At 69.0% G+C, this 21,132-nt stretch carries 20 protein-coding genes and 1 riboswitch; of the genes, 9 read left to right on the plus strand and 11 right to left on the minus strand.

The window, feature by feature from the left end:
* Positions 1–71: 71 nt before the first annotated feature.
* From GORHZ_RS03190 to GORHZ_RS03210, 5 genes are all read right to left on the minus strand, one after another.
* Positions 72–713, minus strand: coding sequence for a transglycosylase family protein (locus tag GORHZ_RS03190; RefSeq protein WP_006330370.1), 642 nt, complete (start codon positions 711–713; stop codon positions 72–74).
* Positions 714–720: 7 nt separating this feature from the next.
* A riboswitch (cyclic di-AMP (ydaO/yuaA leader) is annotated at positions 721–897 on the minus strand.
* Positions 898–1,155: 258 nt separating this feature from the next.
* Positions 1,156–1,404 carry a MoaD/ThiS family protein gene (locus tag GORHZ_RS03195; protein ID WP_006330371.1) on the minus strand — a complete coding sequence of 83 codons (249 nt, stop codon included), beginning with the start codon at positions 1,402–1,404 and terminating at the stop codon, positions 1,156–1,158.
* Positions 1,405–1,410: 6 nt separating this feature from the next.
* Positions 1,411–2,502, minus strand: a complete 1,092-nt coding sequence (gene moaA, locus GORHZ_RS03200; RefSeq protein WP_006330372.1) for a GTP 3',8-cyclase MoaA — start codon at positions 2,500–2,502, stop codon at positions 1,411–1,413.
* Complete coding sequence (locus GORHZ_RS03205; RefSeq protein ID WP_051998738.1) at positions 2,499–2,987, minus strand: flavin reductase family protein; 489 nt, start codon at positions 2,985–2,987, stop codon at positions 2,499–2,501. Before GORHZ_RS03205 ends, moaA begins: the two co-directional genes overlap by 4 nt.
* Before the next feature lie 56 nt (positions 2,988–3,043).
* Positions 3,044–3,253: a hypothetical protein gene (locus GORHZ_RS03210; protein ID WP_006330374.1), complete on the minus strand. Its 210-nt coding sequence runs from the start codon at positions 3,251–3,253 to the stop codon at positions 3,044–3,046.
* Positions 3,254–3,484: 231 nt separating this feature from the next.
* Between GORHZ_RS03210 and GORHZ_RS03215 the strand changes: the two genes are divergently transcribed.
* Entirely contained in the window at positions 3,485–3,910 is a 426-nt protein-coding gene (locus tag GORHZ_RS03215; protein ID WP_006330375.1) for a cold-shock protein, read from the plus strand.
* 24 nt (positions 3,911–3,934) lie between these two features.
* On the opposite strand, the gene GORHZ_RS03220 is transcribed toward GORHZ_RS03215, so the two are convergent.
* Positions 3,935–4,501: a DUF2771 family protein gene (locus GORHZ_RS03220; RefSeq protein ID WP_006330376.1), complete on the minus strand. Its 567-nt coding sequence runs from the start codon at positions 4,499–4,501 to the stop codon at positions 3,935–3,937.
* An 18-nt stretch (positions 4,502–4,519) separates the two neighbouring features.
* Positions 4,520–6,445: an MFS transporter gene (locus tag GORHZ_RS03225; RefSeq protein WP_006330377.1), complete on the minus strand. Its 1,926-nt coding sequence runs from the start codon at positions 6,443–6,445 to the stop codon at positions 4,520–4,522.
* Positions 6,446–6,700: 255 nt separating this feature from the next.
* Here GORHZ_RS03225 and GORHZ_RS03230 point away from each other — a divergent pair, with 255 nt between their 5' ends.
* Together GORHZ_RS03230 and GORHZ_RS03235 are read left to right on the plus strand one after the other, a co-directional pair.
* Positions 6,701–7,513, plus strand: coding sequence for a DUF3027 domain-containing protein (locus GORHZ_RS03230; protein WP_006330378.1), 813 nt, complete (start codon positions 6,701–6,703; stop codon positions 7,511–7,513).
* Between the two features lie 5 nt (positions 7,514–7,518).
* A complete protein-coding gene (locus GORHZ_RS03235; protein WP_006330379.1) occupies positions 7,519–10,296 on the plus strand; it encodes a sacsin N-terminal ATP-binding-like domain-containing protein in 2,778 nt (925 codons plus the stop codon).
* Here GORHZ_RS03235 and GORHZ_RS03240 read toward each other — a convergent pair.
* Positions 10,265–10,852, minus strand: a complete 588-nt coding sequence (locus GORHZ_RS03240; protein WP_006330380.1) for a TetR/AcrR family transcriptional regulator — start codon at positions 10,850–10,852, stop codon at positions 10,265–10,267. The two genes, GORHZ_RS03235 and GORHZ_RS03240, sit on opposite strands and share 32 nt — an antisense overlap.
* Positions 10,853–10,913: 61 nt before the next feature.
* On the opposite strand from GORHZ_RS03240, the gene GORHZ_RS03245 reads away from it, so the two are divergent.
* Complete coding sequence (locus GORHZ_RS03245) at positions 10,914–12,056, plus strand: acyl-CoA dehydrogenase family protein (protein ID WP_006330381.1); 1,143 nt, start codon at positions 10,914–10,916, stop codon at positions 12,054–12,056.
* A gap of 89 nt (positions 12,057–12,145) precedes the next feature.
* Here the strand turns inward: GORHZ_RS03245 and GORHZ_RS03250 are convergent, their stop codons facing one another.
* Together GORHZ_RS03250 and GORHZ_RS03255 are read right to left on the minus strand one after the other, a co-directional pair.
* Entirely contained in the window at positions 12,146–12,883 is a 738-nt protein-coding gene (locus GORHZ_RS03250) for a hemerythrin domain-containing protein (RefSeq protein ID WP_006330382.1), read from the minus strand.
* A 39-nt stretch (positions 12,884–12,922) separates the two neighbouring features.
* Positions 12,923–15,091 carry an MMPL family transporter gene (locus GORHZ_RS03255; RefSeq protein WP_006330383.1) on the minus strand — a complete coding sequence of 723 codons (2,169 nt, stop codon included), beginning with the start codon at positions 15,089–15,091 and terminating at the stop codon, positions 12,923–12,925.
* Between the two features lie 122 nt (positions 15,092–15,213).
* On the opposite strand from GORHZ_RS03255, the gene GORHZ_RS03260 reads away from it, so the two are divergent.
* From GORHZ_RS03260 to GORHZ_RS03280, 5 genes are all read left to right on the plus strand, one after another.
* The gene (locus GORHZ_RS03260) at positions 15,214–15,798 is read left to right on the plus strand and encodes a phosphatase PAP2 family protein (protein ID WP_006330384.1); all 585 of its coding nucleotides are present in this window, start codon (positions 15,214–15,216) and stop codon (positions 15,796–15,798) included.
* A gap of 168 nt (positions 15,799–15,966) precedes the next feature.
* Entirely contained in the window at positions 15,967–17,217 is a 1,251-nt protein-coding gene (locus GORHZ_RS03265; protein ID WP_006330385.1) for an acyl-CoA dehydrogenase family protein, read from the plus strand.
* Between the two features lie 64 nt (positions 17,218–17,281).
* Positions 17,282–18,355: a phosphotransferase family protein gene (locus tag GORHZ_RS03270; RefSeq protein ID WP_006330387.1), complete on the plus strand. Its 1,074-nt coding sequence runs from the start codon at positions 17,282–17,284 to the stop codon at positions 18,353–18,355.
* Positions 18,356–18,458: 103 nt separating this feature from the next.
* Positions 18,459–19,118, plus strand: coding sequence for a hypothetical protein (locus GORHZ_RS03275; protein ID WP_040529965.1), 660 nt, complete (start codon positions 18,459–18,461; stop codon positions 19,116–19,118).
* Positions 19,115–19,834, plus strand: a complete 720-nt coding sequence (locus GORHZ_RS03280; protein ID WP_006330390.1) for a DJ-1/PfpI family protein — start codon at positions 19,115–19,117, stop codon at positions 19,832–19,834. Before GORHZ_RS03275 ends, GORHZ_RS03280 begins: the two co-directional genes overlap by 4 nt.
* Before the next feature lie 365 nt (positions 19,835–20,199).
* Here the strand turns inward: GORHZ_RS03280 and GORHZ_RS03285 are convergent.
* A partial coding sequence (locus GORHZ_RS03285) for an HNH endonuclease signature motif containing protein (RefSeq protein ID WP_006330391.1) occupies positions 20,200–21,132 on the minus strand: 933 nt, incomplete at its 5' end.

The raw sequence follows: 21,132 nt of genomic DNA on the forward strand, positions 1-21,132 counted from the left end.
ATCGTGCGGGGCCCTTCGCTGGGGCCCGTCAGTCGGGCGGGGTCACGCGACGGTGACCGAGCGGTGCCGGGTCACGGCATCGGCAGCTGATCCTTGTGCTCGTTGAAGAGCTTGATCTGGTCCGGGGTGAGCTCGTAGCCGACGTTCTTGGCGGCCTCCCACAGGTCCTTGACCTCGGGGGCGATCCTGCCGTTCTTCTGAGCCTGGTTGACCGCGCTGTCGACCTGCTTGGTCACGTCGGAGGTGGTGTGCGCGTCGGGGGCGGTGGTCCAGCTGAACGGTGCCGGCGGCAGCTTGGGGAGTTCCAGACGCGGCTGGGCGGCGGGCGCGGTGCGATGGGTGGCACCGGAGAGGCCCGTGCCGCACACCGGCCACGCACCCTTGCCCTGGGTGGCAAGCACGCGCTCGGCGACGACGATCTGCTGTTCGCGGGTGGCCTGGTCGGCGGACGGGGCGAATTCGGTGCCGCCGTGGCCGGCCCAGGTGCTCGGGCTGAACTGCAGACCGCCCTGGTAGCCGTTGCCGGTGTTGATGGCCCAGTTGCCGCCCGACTCGCACTGTGCGACCTTGTTCCATTCGGCATCGGTCGCGGCGTTGGCCGAACCGGTGCCCAGCAGGGCCGCTCCGCCGCCGAGGACGGCGCCGGTCAGGGCGACCTTGGCGAAGGTCTTGGTGGTCGAGGCAGTCGACGGTTTGCGATGACGTCCGGACATGTTGGGTGCTTCCTCTCTCCACGCGCCTACGAAGTCAGCTGTCGGGTTCGGGCGAGAGGCTGCCCGGCCCCGACGCGATCCGTGATCGGCCGGGACTTAACCCCAAGGACGTCGTCGTGACGCCCGATCTCTGCCGGGAGAGTGGGTCCCCCGTCCTCGCTCCCAGATCTCGTTCCAGGTACGTTCCGTGGCGGAGCGAGGCTCGGCGCGGCCGACGGAACGGTATGCATTTGGTTACTTGTTCGTGACCACCCTGAGCGGTCCCTGGTTACAGTACGGCGTCTCGGGGTCCGAATCACGTTGTTGGCAAGCCAATTTTCGGTGGGAAATCGGGACTTTCGACCCAGTTTCGGCGTACGTCCTGCTCAGGGGCCGATAGTCGAGTTGTGGCCATCTCGTTATCGAAGCGTTATGTGAGGAAGCTCACAGTGGCGTGTCGGCCTCAGCCGCCGGCAAACGGGGGCAGAACGTCGATCGTCTCGCAGGCCCCGAGGGCGACGGTCCGATCGCAGAGGGCGATGGAGTCGCGGAGGTAGGAACAGCGCGCCAGCACACTCCGGAGGTCGGGATTGTCGCGGGCGAGGGTCGTCTCCAGGTCGCCGAGGGTGGTATCGGCGGTCACGTCGACAACCGTCGAATCCGCACCCGCCGCGGCGCGCGCGGCAGCGAAGTACCGGATGGTGATCTGCATCCGCGGTCAGCCTCCGATGGCCGACATCGGCCGGGTCGGTTGGTGGAAGTCGGGCCGGTTGACGCCGTGGCCGGGGGCTTTGACCCAGGCGTTGCCGCGCCAGCGTTCGGCGATGGCCGCGTCGAGCTCGTCGTCGGAAAGGCCGCTGCGCAGCAGGGGACGCAGGTCGGTCTCGGACTCGGCGAACAGGCAGTTGCGCAGCGCGCCGTCGGCGGTGAGCCGGGCGCGGTCACAGTCGCCGCAGAACGGTCGCGTCACCGATGCGATGACCCCGACGCGCGCCGGCTCGCCGTCGACGAGATGACCGTCGACCAGCCAGGTCGTGGCCGGAGCACTGCCGCGCGGGCGGGGATCGGGCAGTAGACGGTACCGGCGGTGCAGGGCGGCGAGGATCTCGTCGGCGGTGACCATCGACGACCGGTCCCAGCGGTGGTCGGCGTCGAGCGGCATCTGCTCGATGATCCGTAGCTGGTAGCCGTGCTCGAGACAGAAGCCGAGCAGGTCGGGGAGGCGATCGAGGTCGCTGTGGTCTGCCGCCACCGCGTTCACCTTGATCGGGTGCACGCCGGCGCCGCGGGCCGCCGCGAGACCGTCGATGACGTCGTGCAGACGATCGCGGCGGGTGATCTCGGCGAACCGGGCGGGGTCGACGGTGTCGAGGGAGACGTTGATGCGCCGCAGGCCGGCCGCGACGAGCCCGTCGATCCGGTGGGTCAGGCCGAGGCCGTTGGTGGTCAGCGCGATCTCGGGGTGCGACGGCAACGACGACACCGCCCCGATCAGATCCTCGAGGTCCCGACGCAGCAGCGGTTCGCCGCCGGTGAAGCGGATCGTCTCGATACCGAGGTCACGCACCGCGACGGTGATCACCCGGATCAGCTCGGCGGTGGAAAGCAGCGACTCCGATCCGAGCCAGTCGAGCCCCTCGGCGGGCATGCAGTAGGTGCAGCGCAGATTGCACCGGTCGGTCACCGACACCCGCAGGTCCCGCACCGTGCGACCGAAGCGGTCGCGCAGCGGCCCGGTGCTCGGCACATCGGCAGGAGCTGCGTGGTGTGACGACGGTGTGGAGGGCAACCCGAGCGCGACGATGGTCATGACGCGTCCCTTCGTGCTTCCAGCGCGCGAAACGTGCTGGCGTGGAACACAAGCGGTTCGACACCCGGATCGCAGTGCAGCGCCTCGATGCGCAACAGCACGACGGTGTGGTCGCCGGCCGGGATCTCGTGGAACAGCGAACACGACAGGGTCGCGGCCGTGTCGGGGATGAACACCGCGCCGTCGTCGGTGGCCAGCGGGGTGATCCCGGCGAACCGGTCCTCCGCCGGTCCGGCGAGTTGGCGGCACAGCGCGGACTGATCGCTCGCGAACACGCTCACCCCGATGGACGGTGCCGATCGAAGTCTCGGCCACGTGGTCGAGGTGTTCTGCACACACAGCGAGACGAGGGGCGGATCGAGCGAGACCGTGGTGAAGGCGCTGGCGGCCATCCCGGCGAGTTCCGGGGAGCCGTCGGCGTCGGTGACGCGGCAGCACACCGCCACGACACCCGACGGGAAACAGCTGAACGCCCGCTTCAGCATGGTCGAGTCGGTCGCCGGGGAGAGGTCATCGGCGACCGGCACCACGGACTCCAGGCTCAACGCACCCTCCGTCCGGACCGCAGGGCGAACACCAGACCCAGGACGAACCCGAGCGGGGCACACATGGTCAGGAGATAGACGAAGGTGGGTGCGGTCCCGCCATCGGTGACCAACGGTGTGACGAACAGCGCGGCGATCGCGGCCAGGCCGATCGCGAAGACGATCATGGCCGCCTGCAGCAGCCGCGGTGACGATTGCCTCTCCATGACATCAACGGTAGAGCACCCGGGTCACCGATTGGGTCGTGGTCGAATACAAGGTCATCGCCGCACTGGGTAATCCGGGTGACCGGCCGGATCGGCGTTGGCTAAACTGGGTAGTCAATAGGCGCCTCTGCTCATCGGAGACCGAGTCGGGTTCCGTCCAGGACCAGCCGGGATCCGGTGAGGGGCGCTTTTGTCATGAGACGTCCGATGTGACAGGTGAGGGTGAGAGCTGTGCCGACCGGCAGGGTGAAGTGGTACGACGCGGAGAAGGGCTTCGGCTTCCTCGCACAGGAGAGCGGGGAGGACGTCTATGTCCGTTCTTCCGCGCTGCCCCCAGGAGTGGAGGGCCTCAAGCCCGGCCAGCGGGTCGAGTTCGGCATGGCCGCGGGTCGTCGTGGGCCGCAGGCGCTGACCGTCACCCTCCTCGAGCCGGCGCCCAGCGTCGCGAAGAACACCCGCGAGGCCGCGCGTGAAGCCGCCCGCAAGGAGGTCAAGCGGCACACCCCCGACGAGTTGCACGGCATGGTTGCCGATCTGATCACGCTTCTCGAGGGATCGGTGCAGCCGGAACTGCGCAAGGGACGCTATCCCGACCGCAAGACCTCTCAGCGCATCTCCGAGGTGGTCCGCGCGGTCACCCGCGAACTCGAACGCTGAGACAGGTCCTGGCGGCCCGGGTGATCAGCCCAGGGCCGAGGTCGGGAGATCCACGCCCTGCGGGGCGGTGTCCGCGGCGAGAAAGCCGCGGGCGAAGAGACCGTTGTCGTCGCCTTGGACCGCTACCACCGAGGGCAGCTGCACCTCGATGTTCACGAGGATCCTCTCGGGTGTGGAGTGCAGCACGGTGGTGTAGGTCGTGTTCGATCGCATCGGCTGCGATGTGCCGTCGAGTCCCCATGGAGTCAGGTACTGGACCACCAGATTCCACGGCTCCTTGGCGATGTTCTTGGACACCGACAGCATCACCGATTCGCTCACCGGAACCGGCACCTGCTGCACGTGGATGTCGGCGACGTTCTTGGGTTCACAGTTCTTGAGATAGACGTCGCACATGCGGGTGGGCTCCACACGCACCAGACGGTCTCCGACCGCCAGCTGCAGGTAGAGGTCGTCGGTGTTGTTGTTGTTGTTGCCGTCCTCCGACCACTGGTCGCGGGTCAGAATGGCGACGGCGCCGCCGACGATGACGACGAATGCGATCGCGACGGCCGCGATGATCGCGATCGCCTTCTTGTCTCCGCTGTTCACTGTCCTGGTGTCCCGTACCTAGTGTCCTGTGCGATCGGTGGGCATCTTGCGTGTGGTGTCGTCGCTCGGGCGACGGCGGCGGGGTTGCCGCGGCTGCGCCCTGGTCGCCGCCTCGGCGGGTGACCCGTGTGCGCCGCGCCGGGCAGCGGATCTCGACGGATCGGCGGCCATGAACGCCACCGTCGGTGCCGCGTAGTCGGGTCGCTGCCCGCCGATACCCGGCAGCAAGGACGACCCGCGAGTGGTCAACACCGTCTGCAGCAGCCCGATGCCCAGCAGGACGGCGACGACGGTGAACCCGATCCACAGCGTCGTCGGGAGCAGGACACCCAGCGTGGCGCCGAACACCCACCCCAACTGCAGCACCGTCTCCGAGCGCCCGAACGCGGAGGCGCGCGACTCCTCGGGCAGGTCGTCCTGGATCAACGAATCCAGGCACACCTTGCCGATCGCGCTGGTACCGGAGGCGACCAGCGTCGCGATCGTGGCGACGACGATGCTGCCGAAGATCGCGGTCATCGTGGCACCGGCGAAGCAGGCCGTGGTGCACCAGACCACGATCCGGGGTGGATTCTTGAGCTCCGCCCGGGTGCCCAGTCCGTTGCCGATGAAGTTGCCGATCCCCGCCGCCACGCCGACCGTGCCGAGCAGCAGCAGCTGCGTCCAGTCGGAGTGCACGTCCTGCTGCGCCTTCGCATAGAACGCGATGTAGAGGGTCAGGAAGCCGGTGAGGATCCGGATGGTGGCATTGCCCCACAGGCCGGCGACGACCTTGCGGCCCAGCGGCTGCCGCATCTTCTCGGCGAGCGCGTTCGCGGTCCGCCGGGCGCCGCGCAGACCTCCGTGGCCCTCACCGTCCTCGTCGGGGGCATACGACATGGCGGGTTCGCCGTGGTAGGTGAGTGTGGTCGGGATCTCGCCTTCGGTGACCTCGACCCAGGAGGGGATACGCATGCACAGCCACGCACCGACCGCGGCGATGACGGCCAACCACGCCATGGCGCCGGGCACGTGGAAGGGGAGCACCTTCGCCAACAGCAGTTCGAAGAACGCCGCGACACCGCCCCCGACGAGGGTTCCGCCGATCAACCCGAAGGTGGTCAGCCGCGAATTGACGCGGGGCAGGTCGATCGACGGCGGGACCACACGCGGCGTCACCGCGGATTTGAGCACCCCGAACGATTTGGAGAGCACCAGCAGGCCCAGCGCACACGGGTAGAGCACCCACGGGTCGTACTGCAGTTGTCCGGCCGCGGCATCCCACGACGAGTTCGTCACGATGAGCAGCGCCAGCACGGTGCGCAGACCGAACGTCGTCGCCATGGCGATCCGGCGTCCATGCTGCAGCCGGTCGAGCAGCGGCCCGATCAGCGGTGCGATCAACGCGAACGGCGCGATCGTCAACAGCAGGTAGAGCCCCACGTTGGTCTTCGACTCCCCGGTGGCCGCGGCGAAGAACAGTGTGTTGGCCAGCGCCACCGCCATCGCGGCGTCGACCGCGTAGTTGACGATCACCGGCAGCGTCAGCGCGGTGAGCCCCGACCGGTCGGCGCCGTCGGCGGTCGCGGCCTGGTAGATCTTGCCGATGCCGCGGCTGGTCAGCTGCCGGGAGCGCATCGCGGCGACGCGGGTGACGGTCAGCTTCTTGGGCGCGCCATTCGGGGTCTGCGCCGTCGGCATCGCCTTGGTACCGCCGAAGCGGTCGGTGGCGGTGTCGTCGGGGCGCCCGGGGCCGTACCCGCTCTCGTCGTAGCCGTGCTCGCCCTCGAGCGGCGGCAGGTGCGGGTTGTGGGTCCGCGGCGGCAGATACGCCTGGTCGCCGGGGCCACGCAGACCGGAGCGGCCGCTCGCGGGACGCCGCGGCCGGCTCTCGTCCACCGGATAGTTCGCGGCTCCGGGATGCTGCCGCGGACTCCGACGATCGTTGTCGTCGCCCGGCGTCACATCGCGACCTCCACCGTGGGGGCCCGGCCCCGTCGGTTCAGCGCGCTGCCCACGGGGGAAGCGAGGACTGGGTCGGTTCACACCGACAATTGTCCCCCATCCCACCGACGGGGTGGGGACACGGCCCGCGCCCCGCGTGCCCCGCCGGAGAACCGGGGGCCCACCTTGGGCCGACACCGTCGCGTTTCGATACGGCGACCGGGCGAAATGCCGGGTCGATGCCGCGGACACCGGTCCGTATTGCACACTGGAAGGGTGAGTTTTGCATTCGACGGTGAGCGGTTGCTCGGTGCTGTCGATGTGGCGCGGGCCGCGCTCGTCGACGATGGACAGCAGCCGGGGAGGCACCTGGACGCGGTCTCCGAGAGTGAATGGGCGGCCGCGCACTACTTCGAGGCCGACCTGCCCGGCTATCGCGGGTGGCAGTGGTGTGTCGTGGTGTCCGGTGCACCGGACGTCGACGAGATCACGGTCAGCGAAGTGGTCCTGCTCCCCGGCGAGGGTGCGCTGCTGGCGCCGGCCTGGATCCCGTGGAACGAACGGATCGCCGCGGGGGACCTGTCGCCCGGCGACCTGCTGGCCGCCGAACCCGACGATCCGCGACTCGTGCCGAATCAGATCGACACCGCCGACGAGTTCCGTTTCGCGTCCGAGGACGAGGCCGAGGAGTACGGCCAGATCGCCGGCGAACTCGGGCTCGGGCGCCGCCGGTTGCTGAGCCGCGAGGGCCGCGACGATGCCGCCACCCGCTGGCACGACGGTGAGCGCGGGCCGCACTCCGACATGGCCGCCGCCGCGCCGTATCCGTGCGCCACATGTGGCTTCTACCTCCCGCTCGCCGGTGCGCTGCGCCCGGCGTTCGGTGTGTGCGCCAACGAATACTCCGCCGACGGGAAGGTGGTGTCCGCCGGTTACGGGTGCGGCGCCCATTCCGACGTGGCCGCCCCCAAGGGGGACCGCACCCCCACCTACGACGCCTACGACGACGGGGCGCTGGAGATCGTCGCCGCCACCGCCACCGCGACCGCCACCGCCACCGCGGATGCCGGTGCGGACGTGACGTCCTGACGGACGTGTCGACGGCCGATCCGTCAGAACTTCCCGATCCATTCGGGCTCGCCGATCTCCGTTCGGCCACCCTGCGCGCCTGGCGCGCCTCGCCCACCCGTTTCGCCGAGGACTCGTCGAGCGAGAACGACCTCGTCACCGTCGGCTACCGGGACCGGCTCATCACCGAACTCGCCGCGAACGCCGCCGACGCCGCGGCGGCCGCGGGTGTGCCCGGCCGCCTGACGATCTGGGCCGACGACGGAGGGCTGCATGTCGCCAACACCGGCGCGCCGGTGACGGTCGCCGGCGCGCAGTCGCTGCTGGCGCTGCGGGTGTCGGCGAAGACCTCCGACGATGCGGGGCCCGGGAAGGTCGGCCGGTTCGGTGTCGGTTTCACCGCGACCGCCGCCGTGGCCGACCGCGTGGAGGTCCGGTCGACGACGGGGTCGTTCGCCTTCGATCGCGCCGACACGGCCCGTGCGGTCCGCGCGGCGGGCCTCGACCCGGACACCGTGGACCGTGCGCCGTTGCTCCGCCTTGCCTGGCCGATCGAGGTCGGGCCGGCGCGCGACCACGACACCGAGATCGTCCTGGTGCCGAGCGCGGGCGGGGACACCGACGTGCTGGCGTCCGCGGCTCTCGATCAGGCGCCCGATCTGCTGTTGGAGCTGGAGGCGCTCGCCGAGGTGCGGGTCGGGGACACGGTCGTGGGGATCCGGCGCGACCGCGGCGCCGGCGGGACGTCGCGGATCGGCGTCACCACCGACTCGCCGCACGGTGTCCACACCCGAACCTGGCTCGAGGCAACACGATCCGGAACCCGGTGGCTGGTGGAGATCGGTGCCGACGGACCGGTGATCGCCCACCTCTCGACGCTGCGCGCGCCCACTCCCACCGATATCGAGCTGTCCCTGCCGGCGCTCTGCATCACCGACCTGGCGCTCACCCCGGACCGTCGGCACCTGCACCCCGACGCCGACATCGAGACGGCCGCAGTGGGATACGCCGATCTCGTCGCCGCGCTCGTCGCGCCATGGCGCCCGCTGCTCATCCCCGTCCCGGCGCGGGCACACAACCGCGACGACGCGTCGCTCATCGCGGGGGTTCTCGGCGAATTGCGTACACATGCCTGGCTTCCCGCTGTCGCCGGGACCGACCTGGCTCCCGAGCGTGCCGTCGTCCTGCCGGATCTGACGGCCGGGCTCGCGGATGTCCTGGCGCCCCTCATGGGTGACCTCGCCCATCCCGACGTCTCGGAGCGGCGCGATCTCGCGCGGTTGCGATCGGTCGGGGTTCGCGAGATCGGTCTGGCCGACCTCGCCGAACGGCTCGCCGGCATCGACCGCCCGCCGACGTGGTGGCATGATCTCTATGCCGCGCTGTCCCCTCTGGTGACCACTGCGATCGACGCCGAAGAGCTTGGTGCGCTGCCGGTCCCGCGGTCGGACGGCCGCACGAATATCGGTGCGCGCGGGCTGTTCGTGACCGACCGGATCGACCGCCCGATCAGCTGGATCCCCACGGTGACGCCGCAGGCCCGGCACCCCTTGCTGGAACGGCTGGGCGCCGAGGCTCTCTCGGTCGAGCAGGCCCTGGCCGATCCGGCGCTGGCCGCGTTGATCGACACCGTCGACGACGACGAGGCGGCCGAGTTGGCCGACGAGGTGTTCGCCCTGCTCGCCGCCGACCCGGATGCGACCGTCCCCGACGCGCTGTCGGGGCTGCTGGTACCGGATTCCGACGGCGAACTGCGGAACGTCGACGAACTGCTGCTCGCCGACAGCCCGCTGGCGTCGGTGCTCGTCGACGACGCGCCGTTCGGTACCGTCGACCCCGACCTCGAGAAGCGGGTCGGCGCCGAGGTGCTCCGCCGGCTCGGCGCCGGATGGGGCTTCCTCACCCTCGTCGACGACCTCCCGGTGGCCCCCGACCACGACCTCCCCGACGAGGAGGAGTGGTGGGATGCGCAACCCGACGCACCGGAAACCCTCGCCGCCGTGCGTGACCTGGATCTGGTCGACGAACGTCGCTGGCCCCGGGCGCTGACCCTGCTGGCCACCGACGACACGACCGCGCCGCTGCTCGCCGACCGCGATGGCTACACGGCCTGGTGGCTGCGTCGGCACGCCGTCGTCGACGGCCATCGGTTGGGGTGGTACCGCGCACCGTCGGACACCGCAGTCGAGGGCGTCCGTGATCCGCTGGACCATCCGCACGCCGATGCCCTGGGCGCCGCCCTGGGTGGCATCGCGGTCGAATCGGCCCACGACGCCGAGACCATGCTGGCGAATCTGGGCGATCGGGACCGGACGATCACACCCGGAGTGGCCGTCGCGGTCTACGCGTCGGTGGTCGCGGCCGTCCGGGCCGGGACTGTGTCTCTCGCGGACATCGCTGTGCCGCAACGTATCCGGGCGGTCTCCGGTGAGGCGGTCGAGCGTGCGCTCGTCGTCGACCGGCCATGGCTGGTGCAGGTGCTCGACGCGCGGGAGATGGTTCTGGCGGGGCTACCCGTCGAGACCGACGCCGCCGAGACTCTCGCCGAGATCCTTGACCTGCCCACCGCCGGTGACGAACTCGACGCGGTCGTCCGCGATCCCGGTGAAGCCGTCACCGCCGGGGACGTTGAGCCGGTGCTGTATGCCGCACAATGGGGGCGCGAACCATCCGGCGGCGAGGTCAGGCTCCACGACGAGCTATGGATACGGTTGCGGCGCAACGGGGTCGATGACGATGTGCGCGTGGACTTGTGGGTCGACGGTCGCGGGATCACCCACCTGCAGCGTCGATTCCGGTCGTGAGGATCGACGCGAGCTGCCGATAGGCCTGCGCATCGTCGAGGCCGGTGGTGGCCGCGACGTCGCGGCGCTGGATGCGGCTCATCATCGACGCGGCGAGGTCGGCGGCGAACGCCGCGTTCACGTCGCGGAACTCGCCGGTCGCGACCCCGTCGGCAATCAGCTCGCCGACCCGCCGGGCGGCCGCGGCGGTGTTGCGTTCGTAGAGCTCACGCGTCGGGGCATGGCCGTGCAGGTCGGTCATGAACGCATCCGACGCCGGTGACAACGCATCCCCGACGGCGATGAGGTAGGCGATCACCTTGGCCCGCGCACCCGATTCCTGCGCGACCCGCGCCTCCACCTGCTCGGTTGCCGAGCGGAAGAAGTGGGTCACCGTCTTGGCGACGAGTTGCTCCTTGCTGTCGGCGAGCGTGTACAGCGTCGACTTCGAACACCGCAGCCGTGCGGCGAGGTCGGCCACGCCGAACTGGGCGAAACCCTCGGCGAGCAGCAACTCCAGGAGGCGGTCGAAGAGGTCGCCTCGGCGTCGGGTGGCGAAGGAGGTGTCCGTGGCCATGGTCCACATAGTACTATCAGAAGTACTTGAGTACTGTTTCTCTTCCTTCGGAGGTGCCGACATGGCGGTCGATCGACTCCTACCCAGCGACGAGGCCTACGACCTCATCGCGTTGACCAGGGACTTTGCCGACAAACGGTTGGCTCCCATCGTCGACGAGTACGAGAAGGCCGAGAAGTACCCGGACGGACTGTTCGCCGAGATGGGTGAGGCGGGGTTGCTCGGTCTGCCGTATCCGGTCGAGTGGGACGGCGGCGGGCAGCCCTACGAGGTCTACCTGCAGGTCCTCGAGGAACTCGGCGCGCGCTGGGCGGCGGTGGCGGTGGCGGTCAGCGTGCACGGTCTCGCCTGCCACCCGCTGTTCACCTTCGGCACCGACGAGCAGAAGCAGCAGTGGCTGCCCGATCTACTCAACGGCCGGCTCGTCGGGGCCTACAGCCTGTCCGAACCGCAAGCCGGATCCGACGCCGCCGCGGTCGCCTGCAAGGCCGCCCCCGTCGACGGCGGCTACCGGGTGAACGGCGCCAAGGCCTGGATCACCCACGGCGGTATCGCCGATGTCTACAACCTCTTCGCCCGTACCGGTGAGGGATCAAAGGGGGTGAGCTGCTTCCTCGTTCCCCGCGACACCGACGGTCTGTCCTTCGGCAAGCCGGAGGAGAAGATGGGCCTGCACGCGGTCCCGACCACCTCGGCCACCTACGACGATGCGTTCATCGACGAGGGGCGTCGACTCGGGGCCGAGGGAGATGGCCTCAAGATCGCCTTCTCCGCACTCGACTCCGGCCGGCTAGGGATCGCGGCGGTGGCCACCGGTCTCGCACAGTCCGCGCTGGATGCCGCCGTCGAGTACGCGCTGGAACGAACCACGTTCGGCCGCAAGATCATCGACCACCAGGGACTGTCGTTCCTGCTCGCCGACATGGCGGCCGCGGTGGACTCGGCGCGCGCCACCTACCTCGACGCGGCCCGCCGACGCGACGCCGGGCGCCCGTACTCGCGAGCGGCCGCAACCGCGAAACTCGTCGCCACCGATGCCGCGATGAAGGTGACCACCGACGCGGTGCAGGTGCTCGGCGGCTACGGCTACACCCGCGATTTCCGCGTCGAGCGGTATATGCGCGAGGCCAAGATCACCCAGATCTTCGAGGGCACCAACCAGATCCAGCGCCTGGTCATCGGCCGTCAGCTCGCCGCCGGCTGAGCCAAGCACCGACAACGATCCACCCCGCCTGTCGATCGCCCTCGGGCGAGGGTGAAACCGTCTGGCGGGGTGGATGTTTCGGTGTCAGGTCAGATCGCGGCCGCCGGGTCGTAGATGAACGTGCGTCGTTCGGCTCGTGCGAACCGGCCCTCGCCGAGCTTCGCGAGGAACCGGAACACCCCGGGGACCTTCGCGAGGATCGCCGCGCGGTCCTCGCGCTCGATGCCCTTCAGCAGCCACGGGATGAAGCGGAACAGGTCGCGGATACCTGTGTCGGCGGCGCCGTTGATCTGCCGTTCGATCAGTTCCCAGTCCTCGGCGTCGAAATGCCTCTGGATCAGGACCAGCGCCTCGGTCTCCTCGTGCGCGAGGTGCGCGCCCAGACAGTCGCGGGTGCGGACCAGCAAGTCGGCCAGACGCTCCCGGGCCGCGATGTCGCGATGACGCCCCAGCCGGTCGAACTCCAGCGCACAGCCCGACAGCAGCGGGTCGATCAGGTCGTGCTCGGCCTCCATCGCGTCGAGGACCGCGCGGCCGTCGGCGTCGGCGCGTTGGGTCAGCGTGGGCCAGACGATCTGGTCCTCCGCGCTGTGGTGGTGGTGCAGCACTTCACCGAAGTCCGCCCACCGGTCGCGCAACCGCCGCCAGGTGACGCGGTCGGCGACGGGCGTGCGGGGCGCGCACCGGGCGAAGTCGGCGAGATCGCGTCGGAAGGCGTGATGCATCAGGTACATCATGAACGGGTCGACCGGTCCGTTGGGGGCGGCGGCCTGACCGGGCAGGACGAGTTGTGTCGGGCGGGTGGCGGCGGGGGTGGTCGTGGTCATCAGAGTCTTCCTTTCGGGGTTATCGTCAGGGTGAAATGCTCAGGCCGGCAGCAGTTCTTCGACTTCCGGCTGCTCGTCGCCGCCGGTACGCGGCCGGTCGATCCCGGTGGGACCTTCGATGCCGATCCGGGGGAGCCATTCGAGCCAGGTCGGAAGCCACCAGTTGTAGCGCCCCAGCAGCGACATGGTGGCCGGCACCAGCACCATTCGGATCACGGTGGCGTCGAGGAGCACCGCGACGGCCATCCCGAGGCCCAGCATCTTGAGCACGATGTCGGTCTCGGAGGCGAAGCTGATGAACACCGCCACCATGATCGCCGCGGCGGTGGTGATCACTCGGCCTGTCTTCGCCAGACCCTGGACGACGCTGGCCTTCGCATCACCGGTCGCCAGCCATTCCTCGCGGATGCGGGACAGCAGGAACACCTCGTAGTCCATCGACAGGCCGAACAGGATCGCGAAGATCAGGATCGGCACCCAGCTCGACACCGCCACCGGATGATCCACGCCGAGCAGGGACAAGCCCCAGCCCCACTGGAACACCATGGTGATGACGCCGTAGGCGGCAGCGACCGACAGCAGGTTCATGAACGCGGCCTTCACCGGGATGACGACCGATCGGAAGACCACCGTCAACAGCAGTACCGACGCGGCGACGACGAACCCGATGACCACCCACAGACGGTGCTGCAGCAGCGTGGAGATGTCGTCGAGGTAGGCGGTGTAGCCGGTCAGGATGGCGCCGTCGGGCAGTTCGGCCCGGATGTCGTCGAGGACGGTCTGTGTCGCCTCGTCGGCGGGATCGTAGGCGATGGTGATCGGGGCGAGATCCAGTGCACCGTCGGGGGATTGGGTCACTGGGGCGACGGCCTCGACACCGGGCAGGGCGTCGATGGTGGCGAGTGCGGCCCTCAGCTCGCCGGCGCCGACCTGCTCGGCGGGCGCGACGACGAGAACGTCGGCGTTGACACCGGGACCGAACTCGGCGGCCATCAGGTCATGTGCCTTGCGGGTGGTGAGTTCACTCGACTGTGCGCCCGAGTCCTGCGGCCAGGTCCGCATCGCCACCGTCGGCGCCGCCAGTGCGAGCATCGCGATCAGAGCGATCACGATCGCCGTCACCGGGCGGGCACCGATCCGGGCGGCCCATCGGGCGGTCAGCGGCGGGCGGGCCGCGACGGTCGAATCGGGCTGTCCGACAACCATGGTCCGTCGCACGCGGCGCGGGATGATGCGACGCCCGGCCAGCCTGCACAGCGCGGGGACGACGACGAGGGTCGCCGCCAGCATCGCGACGACCGCGATCGCGGTCGCGAACCCGAACGACGAATACGTCGGCAGCCCGGCCAGACGCAACCCCATCAGTGAGACCAGCACGGTGGTGGCGGCGAACACCGCGGACCGTCCGGCGGTCGCCACCGCCGCGGCGGCCGCGTCGACGGGTTCGTGACCGCGTCGCAGGAACTCGACGTGCCGGCTGACCACCAGCAGGGCGTAGTCGATGCCCACGCCGAGGCCGACCATGCTGGCCACCATCGGGGCCGACGGGCTGACGTTCATGGCGGCCGACAGCAGCATGACGCCCGACGAGCCCGCGACGAGGCCGGCGATCGCCGAGGCGATCGGCAGACCTGCCGCCACCACGGACCCGAACGCGAGCACCATGATGAGCAGTGCCAGGGTGATGCCGATGATCTCCGCGTGGCCCTTCATCGGAGCCGCCGCGGTCTCGGGTAGCGAGCCCTTCATCTCGACCTGCAGCCCGTCGGCACGGGTCGGCTCGATCGCCGCCGTCAGGTCCTTGTCGTTGCCCATCAGGTAGGGGTCGGTCTCGGGCACGTCGTACCCGACGTCGATCACCGCGGTGTCGCCGTCGGCGCTGAAGCGCGGATCGGCGACGGTGGCGACATGCGGCATAGCGGCGAGGCGCTGTCGCAGGTCGTCGGTGGCCGCGGCGGGCAGCGTGCCCTGATCGGAGTGCACGACGACGTCGGCGAAGGCGTTGCCCGCGCCGGGCACATGGTCGCGGAGCAACTCGATCCCGTCCTGGGATGCGGTGCCGGTGACGTCCCAGTTCTCGCGGGTCTCACCGCCGACGGCCGACGAGACGCCGATCAACAGTCCGAGTGCGAGAACGAAGCCGAGCAGAGCCCGGTACGGGTGGGCCGCGCAGGCGTGCCCGAATCGATAGAGCAGGGTGGTGTGCATGGAGGTCTCTTTCGGTGGAAAGGGCGGATACTTCTCACCGATAGGGTGGAATCCATGACTTGCGGATCTCTTGGGTGTGGCTTGGGGCCCGACTTGTCGCCGGTCGACGGGTGCGGTGACCTGTGCTGCTGACCCCACCGGGTGTCGACCAATCGATCACCGACGCGGTGATCGAAGCCCGCACTCCGGCTCTGAGCGACATCGCGCGGGTGATCACGACGACCGGCAACACACTGGCGCTCACCGCCGTCGTCGTGGTCGCCGTGATCGCCCTCGGTGTGTACCGCGCCTACGCGGCGGCGACCCTCGTCGCGGTCGGATCGTTGACCGGATATCTCCTCATGATCGGGCTCAAACAGTTCTTCGCCCGGCCGCGGCCACCCGTTCCCGACCGACTCATCGACATCGACACCCACTCGTTCCCGTCCGGTCACGCGATGATGAGCACCATCGTCTTCGGGCTGCTCGCCGTCGTCGCCTACCGCCTCAGTGCCTGGGTGCGCGATCACCCGCTGGTCCTGGTGATCGCGCCCGTCTGGGCGATCGCGATCGGTCTCACGCGGGTATATCTCGGGGTGCACTGGACCACCGACGTGATCGCCGGCTGGCTGATCGGAGCAGTGTGGGTGGCGCTCTGCGCCCGGCTGTCCGCGCGTTGGATGCCGACGGCGCGCGACCGACCCGCTCACCCTGACGTCCACGCGTGAGACGTGCGCGGATGCACCGGCGTCGATGACTGCCCTGCGGTGTGAGGCTTCCAGGGCGGTGTCGGGCGAACCCGACCGTAGGACATGACCGTCGGACATGGAGGGCGGAGCCGACCGTAGGACTTGGAAATGAACCGCCTCCGGTGACCGAGCCGCTACGGTCGGGGGATGGACTTCGCTCCGTCGCCCCGGTCGGCCGACCTGACCGAACGCGTCCGCACGTTCATCGCCGCCGAGATCACCCCGGTCGAGGCCGAGGTGCACCACGACATCGCCCGACGGCGCGAGCAGGGCATCGAACGCTGGACGCCGCCGCCGATCATCGACGAGCTGAAGGCGAAAGCGCACGCCGCCGGGCTGTGGAACCTCTTCCTGCCGAAGGCGCACGCAGGGCGCTACGCCGCGGACTTCGGCACCGACGGCGGTGAGGGACTGTCCAACATCGACTACGCGCCGGTCGCCGAGGCGATGGGGTCGTCGATGCTCGCGCCGCTCGTCTTCAACTGCGGCGCCCCCGACACCGGCAATATGGAGGTGCTGCTGCGCTACGGCTCGGAGGCCCAGCGCAAGGAGTGGCTGGAACCGTTGCTGGCCGGCGAGATCCGCAGCGCATTCTGCATGACCGAACCCGCCGTCGCGTCGTCGGATGCGACCAACATGGCGGCGACCGCGGTCCTCGACGGTGACGACGTCGTCGTCAACGGCACCAAGTGGTTCTCCACCGGAGTCGGTCACCCGGACTGCAAGATCCTCATCTTCATGGGTGTCACCGACCCGACCGCCGATCGGCACGCCCGGCACACGATGGTGCTGGTGCCGATCGACACGCCTGGGGTGCGGGTCGAGCGGATGCTCACCACGATGGGTTACTACGACGAACCGCTCGGCCACGGAGAAGTGGCTTTCGAGAATGTGCGTGTGCCGGCGTCGAACATCATCCTCGGTCCGGGCCGCGCCAACGAGATCGCGCAGGGCCGCCTCGGTCCCGGCCGCGTCCATCACTGCATGCGGGCGATCGGGCTGGCCGAACGAGCCCTCGAGCTCGGGGTGCGGCGCGCGCTGGAACGGACTGCCTTCGGCCGTCCGCTGGCCAAACTCGGCGGCAACAGCGAACGGATCGCCGACGCCCGCATCGCCATCAACCGGTCGCGGCTCCTGGTCCTGCATGCGGCGTGGCTGCTTGACCAGAGCCTGAGTCGTGAGGCGGTGTCGGCGGTCAGCGAGATCAAGGTCGAGGTGCCCAACATGGCGCTCGGCGTGATCGACCTGGCCATCCAGCTGCACGGCGGTGCGGGGCTGACCGACGATTTCCCGCTCGCCGCGGCGTGGGTCGGTGCCCGCTCGCTGCGACTGGCGGATGGCCCCGACGAGGTACACCGCGCCGTGGTCGCGCGGATCGAGATCGGCAAGTATCGGTGAATCGACGCGGGATACCGTTCACGGGTAGCCCCGGTGCACGGGGTCGTCGTCGGAGGGAGCACAGGTGAGCAGTCAGGTGGCGGGGGCACGGCAGGTCCGGGCGGAGGACGCGTTCGACGTGGAACGCGTGGCGGACTGGTTGCGCAAGAACGCCGACGATTCGACCGGACTGGAGGGCCTGCCGTCGGTTCGGCAATTCTCCGGCGGCGCATCGAATCTCACGTTCCTGCTGACCTACCCGGACCGCGAACTGATCCTGCGGCACGCGCCGCGCGGCACCAAGGCGCGCGGCGCCCACGACATGGGACGGGAGTACCGGATCCAGTCCAGGCTGTCGGCCGTACTGCCCTACATCGCGCCGATGGTCGCCTTCTGCGACGACCCGTCGGTGCTCGGCGCCGACTTCTACGTGATGGGCAAGATCGACGGCATCATCGCCGGCACCGAGTTCCCCGAGGGTGTGTCGGTATCCCCGGAGCAGGCGCGGCAGCTGTGCCTGAACTTCATCGACGTCCTCGTCGAACTGCACTCGGTGGACCCGAAGGCCGCCGGACTCGCCGACCTGGGCAAGGGGTTCGGTTATGTCCGTAGGCAGGTCGAAGGATGGACGACGCGCTTCCACAACGCCCGCACCGACGATGCGCCCGACTACGAGCGGGCGATGGCGTGGCTGGCCGAGAACCAGCCCGACGACGTCGCGAACTGCGTCATCCACAACGACTACAAGCTCGACAACGTCGTCCTCGCCGGCGACGACGTGACACGGGTGATCGGCATCCTGGACTGGGAGATGGCCACGCTGGGTGACCCGCTGATGGATGTCGCCGGTTCCATGGCCTACTGGGTGCAGGCCGACGACGACGAGATGACGCAGGCGATGCGCCGTGTCCCGACCAATCTGCCCGGCATGATGACCCGCGCCGAGTTCGTCGAACGGTATTGCGAGCGTATGGGTTTTGAAATGTCGCCGGAACGCTGGCGGTGGTATGAGGTGTTCGGCGCGTTCCGCAGCGCGGTCATCGCGCAGCAGATCTACTACCGCTACTACCACGGTCAGACCACCAACGAGGCCTACGCGCGCCTGGGTGTGGCGGTGAAGGTGCTCGAGGGCCGGATCGACCGGCTCATCGCGGGCTGAGAGAGGGTATCGGCCGAATCACCGGTGCGCTTTCGCGTGCTCGTCTACCCTCATGTTTCATATATGTGGCAACAGGGGTGGCCTCTTTGCTGACGGGGGAAGTATGAGTGGTTGGGCAATTGTTGGTGTCGTGGTCGGGGTGCTCGCCGTGCTGGGTCTGTTCGCGGCGGCCGGAGCGATCGTGCTCTACGGACTGGCGACCAAACCGAACCGGTTCGCGGTCCGCGAGTTGGGGCTCGACGAGATCGACGACTACCTGGACCGCAAGGCATCGTTCGCGATCAAGATTGTGGAGACCACGCCGCTGCCACGAAAAGAGGTGTGGGAGAGGCTCACCGAGGCCGAGTACCTGACCACGCTGCCGTTCCTGCGCGGGCCGTCGTGGGCGCCCGACACCGGGGACCCCGACGGTGACTGGCACAGCGTCCGCGTCGGGTCGGAGCGGTCGATGTCGGGCACGATCCTGTCCGTCGGGCAGCGGGTCGTCGAGGTCGTCGACGGTGAGCGGCTCACCCTCACCGGCACCGGGGTGTCGGTGCCGTTCGCGATCAAGAATTTCGCCGAACGGTTCACCATCGTCGACGGCGCGCGGTCGCGCACGGTGACGGTCATCTGGGAGATCGGTGGTTCACCGCGCTGGATCGGGTTCCTGCCCTGGCGCTGGGGTGCCCCGTTCATGCGTCCGATCCTCGGGTTCGTGTTGCGTCACGTATTGCGGCTCAAGCCGTTTCGACGTCCCTCCGTCGATCACCCGGCCGCATGACCCAGGTCGCCCTGGTCGTCTATCCGGGGTTCACGGCGTTGGACCTGGTCGGTCCGTACGAGGTGTTGCGGATGCTGCCGTCGTCACAGGTCCGGTTCGTGTGGCACGAGGTGGGTCCGGTGACTGCGGACTCCGGCGTGCTGGTGCTCGGTGCGACCCATACATTCGACGAGACTCCGACCCCGGACATCGTGCTGGTGCCGGGCGGCAGCTCCTCGGTGGCGATACACGCCAACGATGAACGGCTGTGTGCATGGTTGCGGTCGGCGCACGAACACGCCACGTGGACCGCCTCTGTCTGTGCGGGTTCGGTGATCCTCGGCGCCGCCGGGTTGCTGCGGGGCCGACGGGCGACATCGCATTGGCAGGTGGTGTCGGCCGTGCGCGTCTTCGGCGCCACTGCCGTTCGCGACGAGCGCATCGTGCACGACGGCGACGTGATCACGTGTGCAGGCGTGTCCGCGGGCATTGACCTCGCATTGTGGATCGCCGGCCGTGTCGCCGGGTCGGAGCGGGCCAAGGCCATTCAACTGGCGATCGAGTACGACCCCGAGCCGCCGTTCGACTCGGGAAGCACGGCCAAGGCCTCCGCGGCGACCGTCGCACGTGCCAATGCGCTGCTCGCTCGCGACAGCATCACCCCCGCGCACATGGGTGCTGGGGTGAAACTGATGTGGAAGCAGTCCATCGACCGACTGCGGGTCCGTCGGGGTTGAGGGTGTTTGAGTGCCCACCCGTGGGCGAGCATCATCAGGCCGAACACCACCAGATCGAAGTCGGCACCGTTCATCCTGCGGCTCAAGCCTTTTCGTCGGCCTGTCGTCGATCAGAGGTGTCACATGTACCGCAGATGTGACCAGCGGATGATTCGGCCGTGGTAGCGGGTTCACGTCGCCACCAGTGTGCCCGCCGGACCGAGATCCGGCGGGCACACGGGGCGCCCCTGTTTCACACTATGGAGTTTTCAAGGAACGTGCGTCCCGGGCAGTCCCGGGTGGTCTATTCGGTCGGGGCAGGACGTGCTGCTGGTCAGGTGTGCTCGGTCGTGGTCGGGTCAGGCCCTGCTATCAGGGCCCTGCGGTCAGGCGGCGACGCCGTCCAAGCGCATGGTCCGGCGGTTATACGCGGGTATCGGCGTGCGGTTCGGGTCCTGCTCGACGGGTGGGAGCAGCCAGGGATGCCGGTCGGCGCCCATGATGATGTCCCAGCCGGAGGCGTGGATTTGGGCGTGACATGAGGTGCACAGGAGGCAGCCGTTGTCCAGGTCGGTGGGACCCCCATCGGCCCAATGGTGCAGATGATGGCATTGCGTATATCCTGCTGCCGCACCGCATTTCACGCAGCACTGGTCGCGGACGATCAATGCTTTGCGTTGATGATGAGTGAACAGGCGCTGCGGGTGTCCCATGTCCAACGGCACCTTCTCGCCGTCGACGATGATCGCGGTCACGGTGGCGTCACAGGACAGGGTTTTCGCCAGGGTCTGCGAGATCGGGCCCAGCCACTGCAGGGCCGCCGCATCGGGGGTGTCGGCCGGGACGGTCAGGTTGAGGTGTGTTTTCGGTGCGGCCACCAGTTCGGTGACCCCCGAACTGGCGGCACGTGCGGCCGCGTCCAGGATCATCTCCAACGCATCCGCACGGCGCTGCCCCGCGGATCGGGCATCCTCGGAGCCGTCGGGTTCGGGGCGTTTACCGGCCAGGGATTCGATCGCCGACACCAGTTTCTCCCCGATCACGATGTCCAGGTTCGCGTGTACCTCCAACCGCCCATCGTCGGTGGGCGTGCTAGTCCACTCGTTGATGGTGCGGTCCTCACCGGCCGGCACACCGCCGTGGTCGTCGGCGACCTGGTTGCCGATGCTGCGGGCGGTGTCGAGCACCTCGCGTGGGGTGGCCCCGGCAAACGCCTGGGCGATCAGGGCGAGTTGGTGTTCGATGCGTGACACCTCGCTCAACGGTTCCGGCGACCGCTTCTCGATATGCCCCATCCCGCGGACCAGGGCGTCAACATG

Source organism: Gordonia rhizosphera NBRC 16068, assembly GCF_000298195.1.
GTDB classification, from domain to species: domain Bacteria; phylum Actinomycetota; class Actinomycetes; order Mycobacteriales; family Mycobacteriaceae; genus Gordonia; species Gordonia rhizosphera.

Bases quoted from the DNA above. Each gene is read 5' to 3' on its own strand.
- GORHZ_RS03265 (WP_006330385.1), top strand. From the start codon at position 15,967: ATGGACTTCGCTCCGTCGCCCCGGTCGGCCGACCTGACCGAACGCGTC.
- GORHZ_RS03255 (WP_006330383.1), bottom strand. From the start codon at position 15,091: ATGCACACCACCCTGCTCTATCGATTCGGGCACGCCTGCGCGGCCCAC.
- GORHZ_RS03280 (WP_006330390.1), top strand. From the start codon at position 19,115: ATGACCCAGGTCGCCCTGGTCGTCTATCCGGGGTTCACGGCGTTGGAC.
- moaA (WP_006330372.1), bottom strand. From the start codon at position 2,502: ATGACCATCGTCGCGCTCGGGTTGCCCTCCACACCGTCGTCACACCAC.
- GORHZ_RS03195 (WP_006330371.1), bottom strand. From the start codon at position 1,404: ATGCAGATCACCATCCGGTACTTCGCTGCCGCGCGCGCCGCGGCGGGT.
- GORHZ_RS03275 (WP_040529965.1), top strand. From the start codon at position 18,459: ATGAGTGGTTGGGCAATTGTTGGTGTCGTGGTCGGGGTGCTCGCCGTG.
- GORHZ_RS03205 (WP_051998738.1), bottom strand. From the start codon at position 2,987: ATGCTGAAGCGGGCGTTCAGCTGTTTCCCGTCGGGTGTCGTGGCGGTG.
- GORHZ_RS03250 (WP_006330382.1), bottom strand. From the start codon at position 12,883: ATGACCACGACCACCCCCGCCGCCACCCGCCCGACACAACTCGTCCTG.
- GORHZ_RS03240 (WP_006330380.1), bottom strand. From the start codon at position 10,852: ATGGCCACGGACACCTCCTTCGCCACCCGACGCCGAGGCGACCTCTTC.
- GORHZ_RS03190 (WP_006330370.1), bottom strand. From the start codon at position 713: ATGTCCGGACGTCATCGCAAACCGTCGACTGCCTCGACCACCAAGACC.
- GORHZ_RS03245 (WP_006330381.1), top strand. From the start codon at position 10,914: ATGGCGGTCGATCGACTCCTACCCAGCGACGAGGCCTACGACCTCATC.
- GORHZ_RS03210 (WP_006330374.1), bottom strand. From the start codon at position 3,253: ATGGAGAGGCAATCGTCACCGCGGCTGCTGCAGGCGGCCATGATCGTC.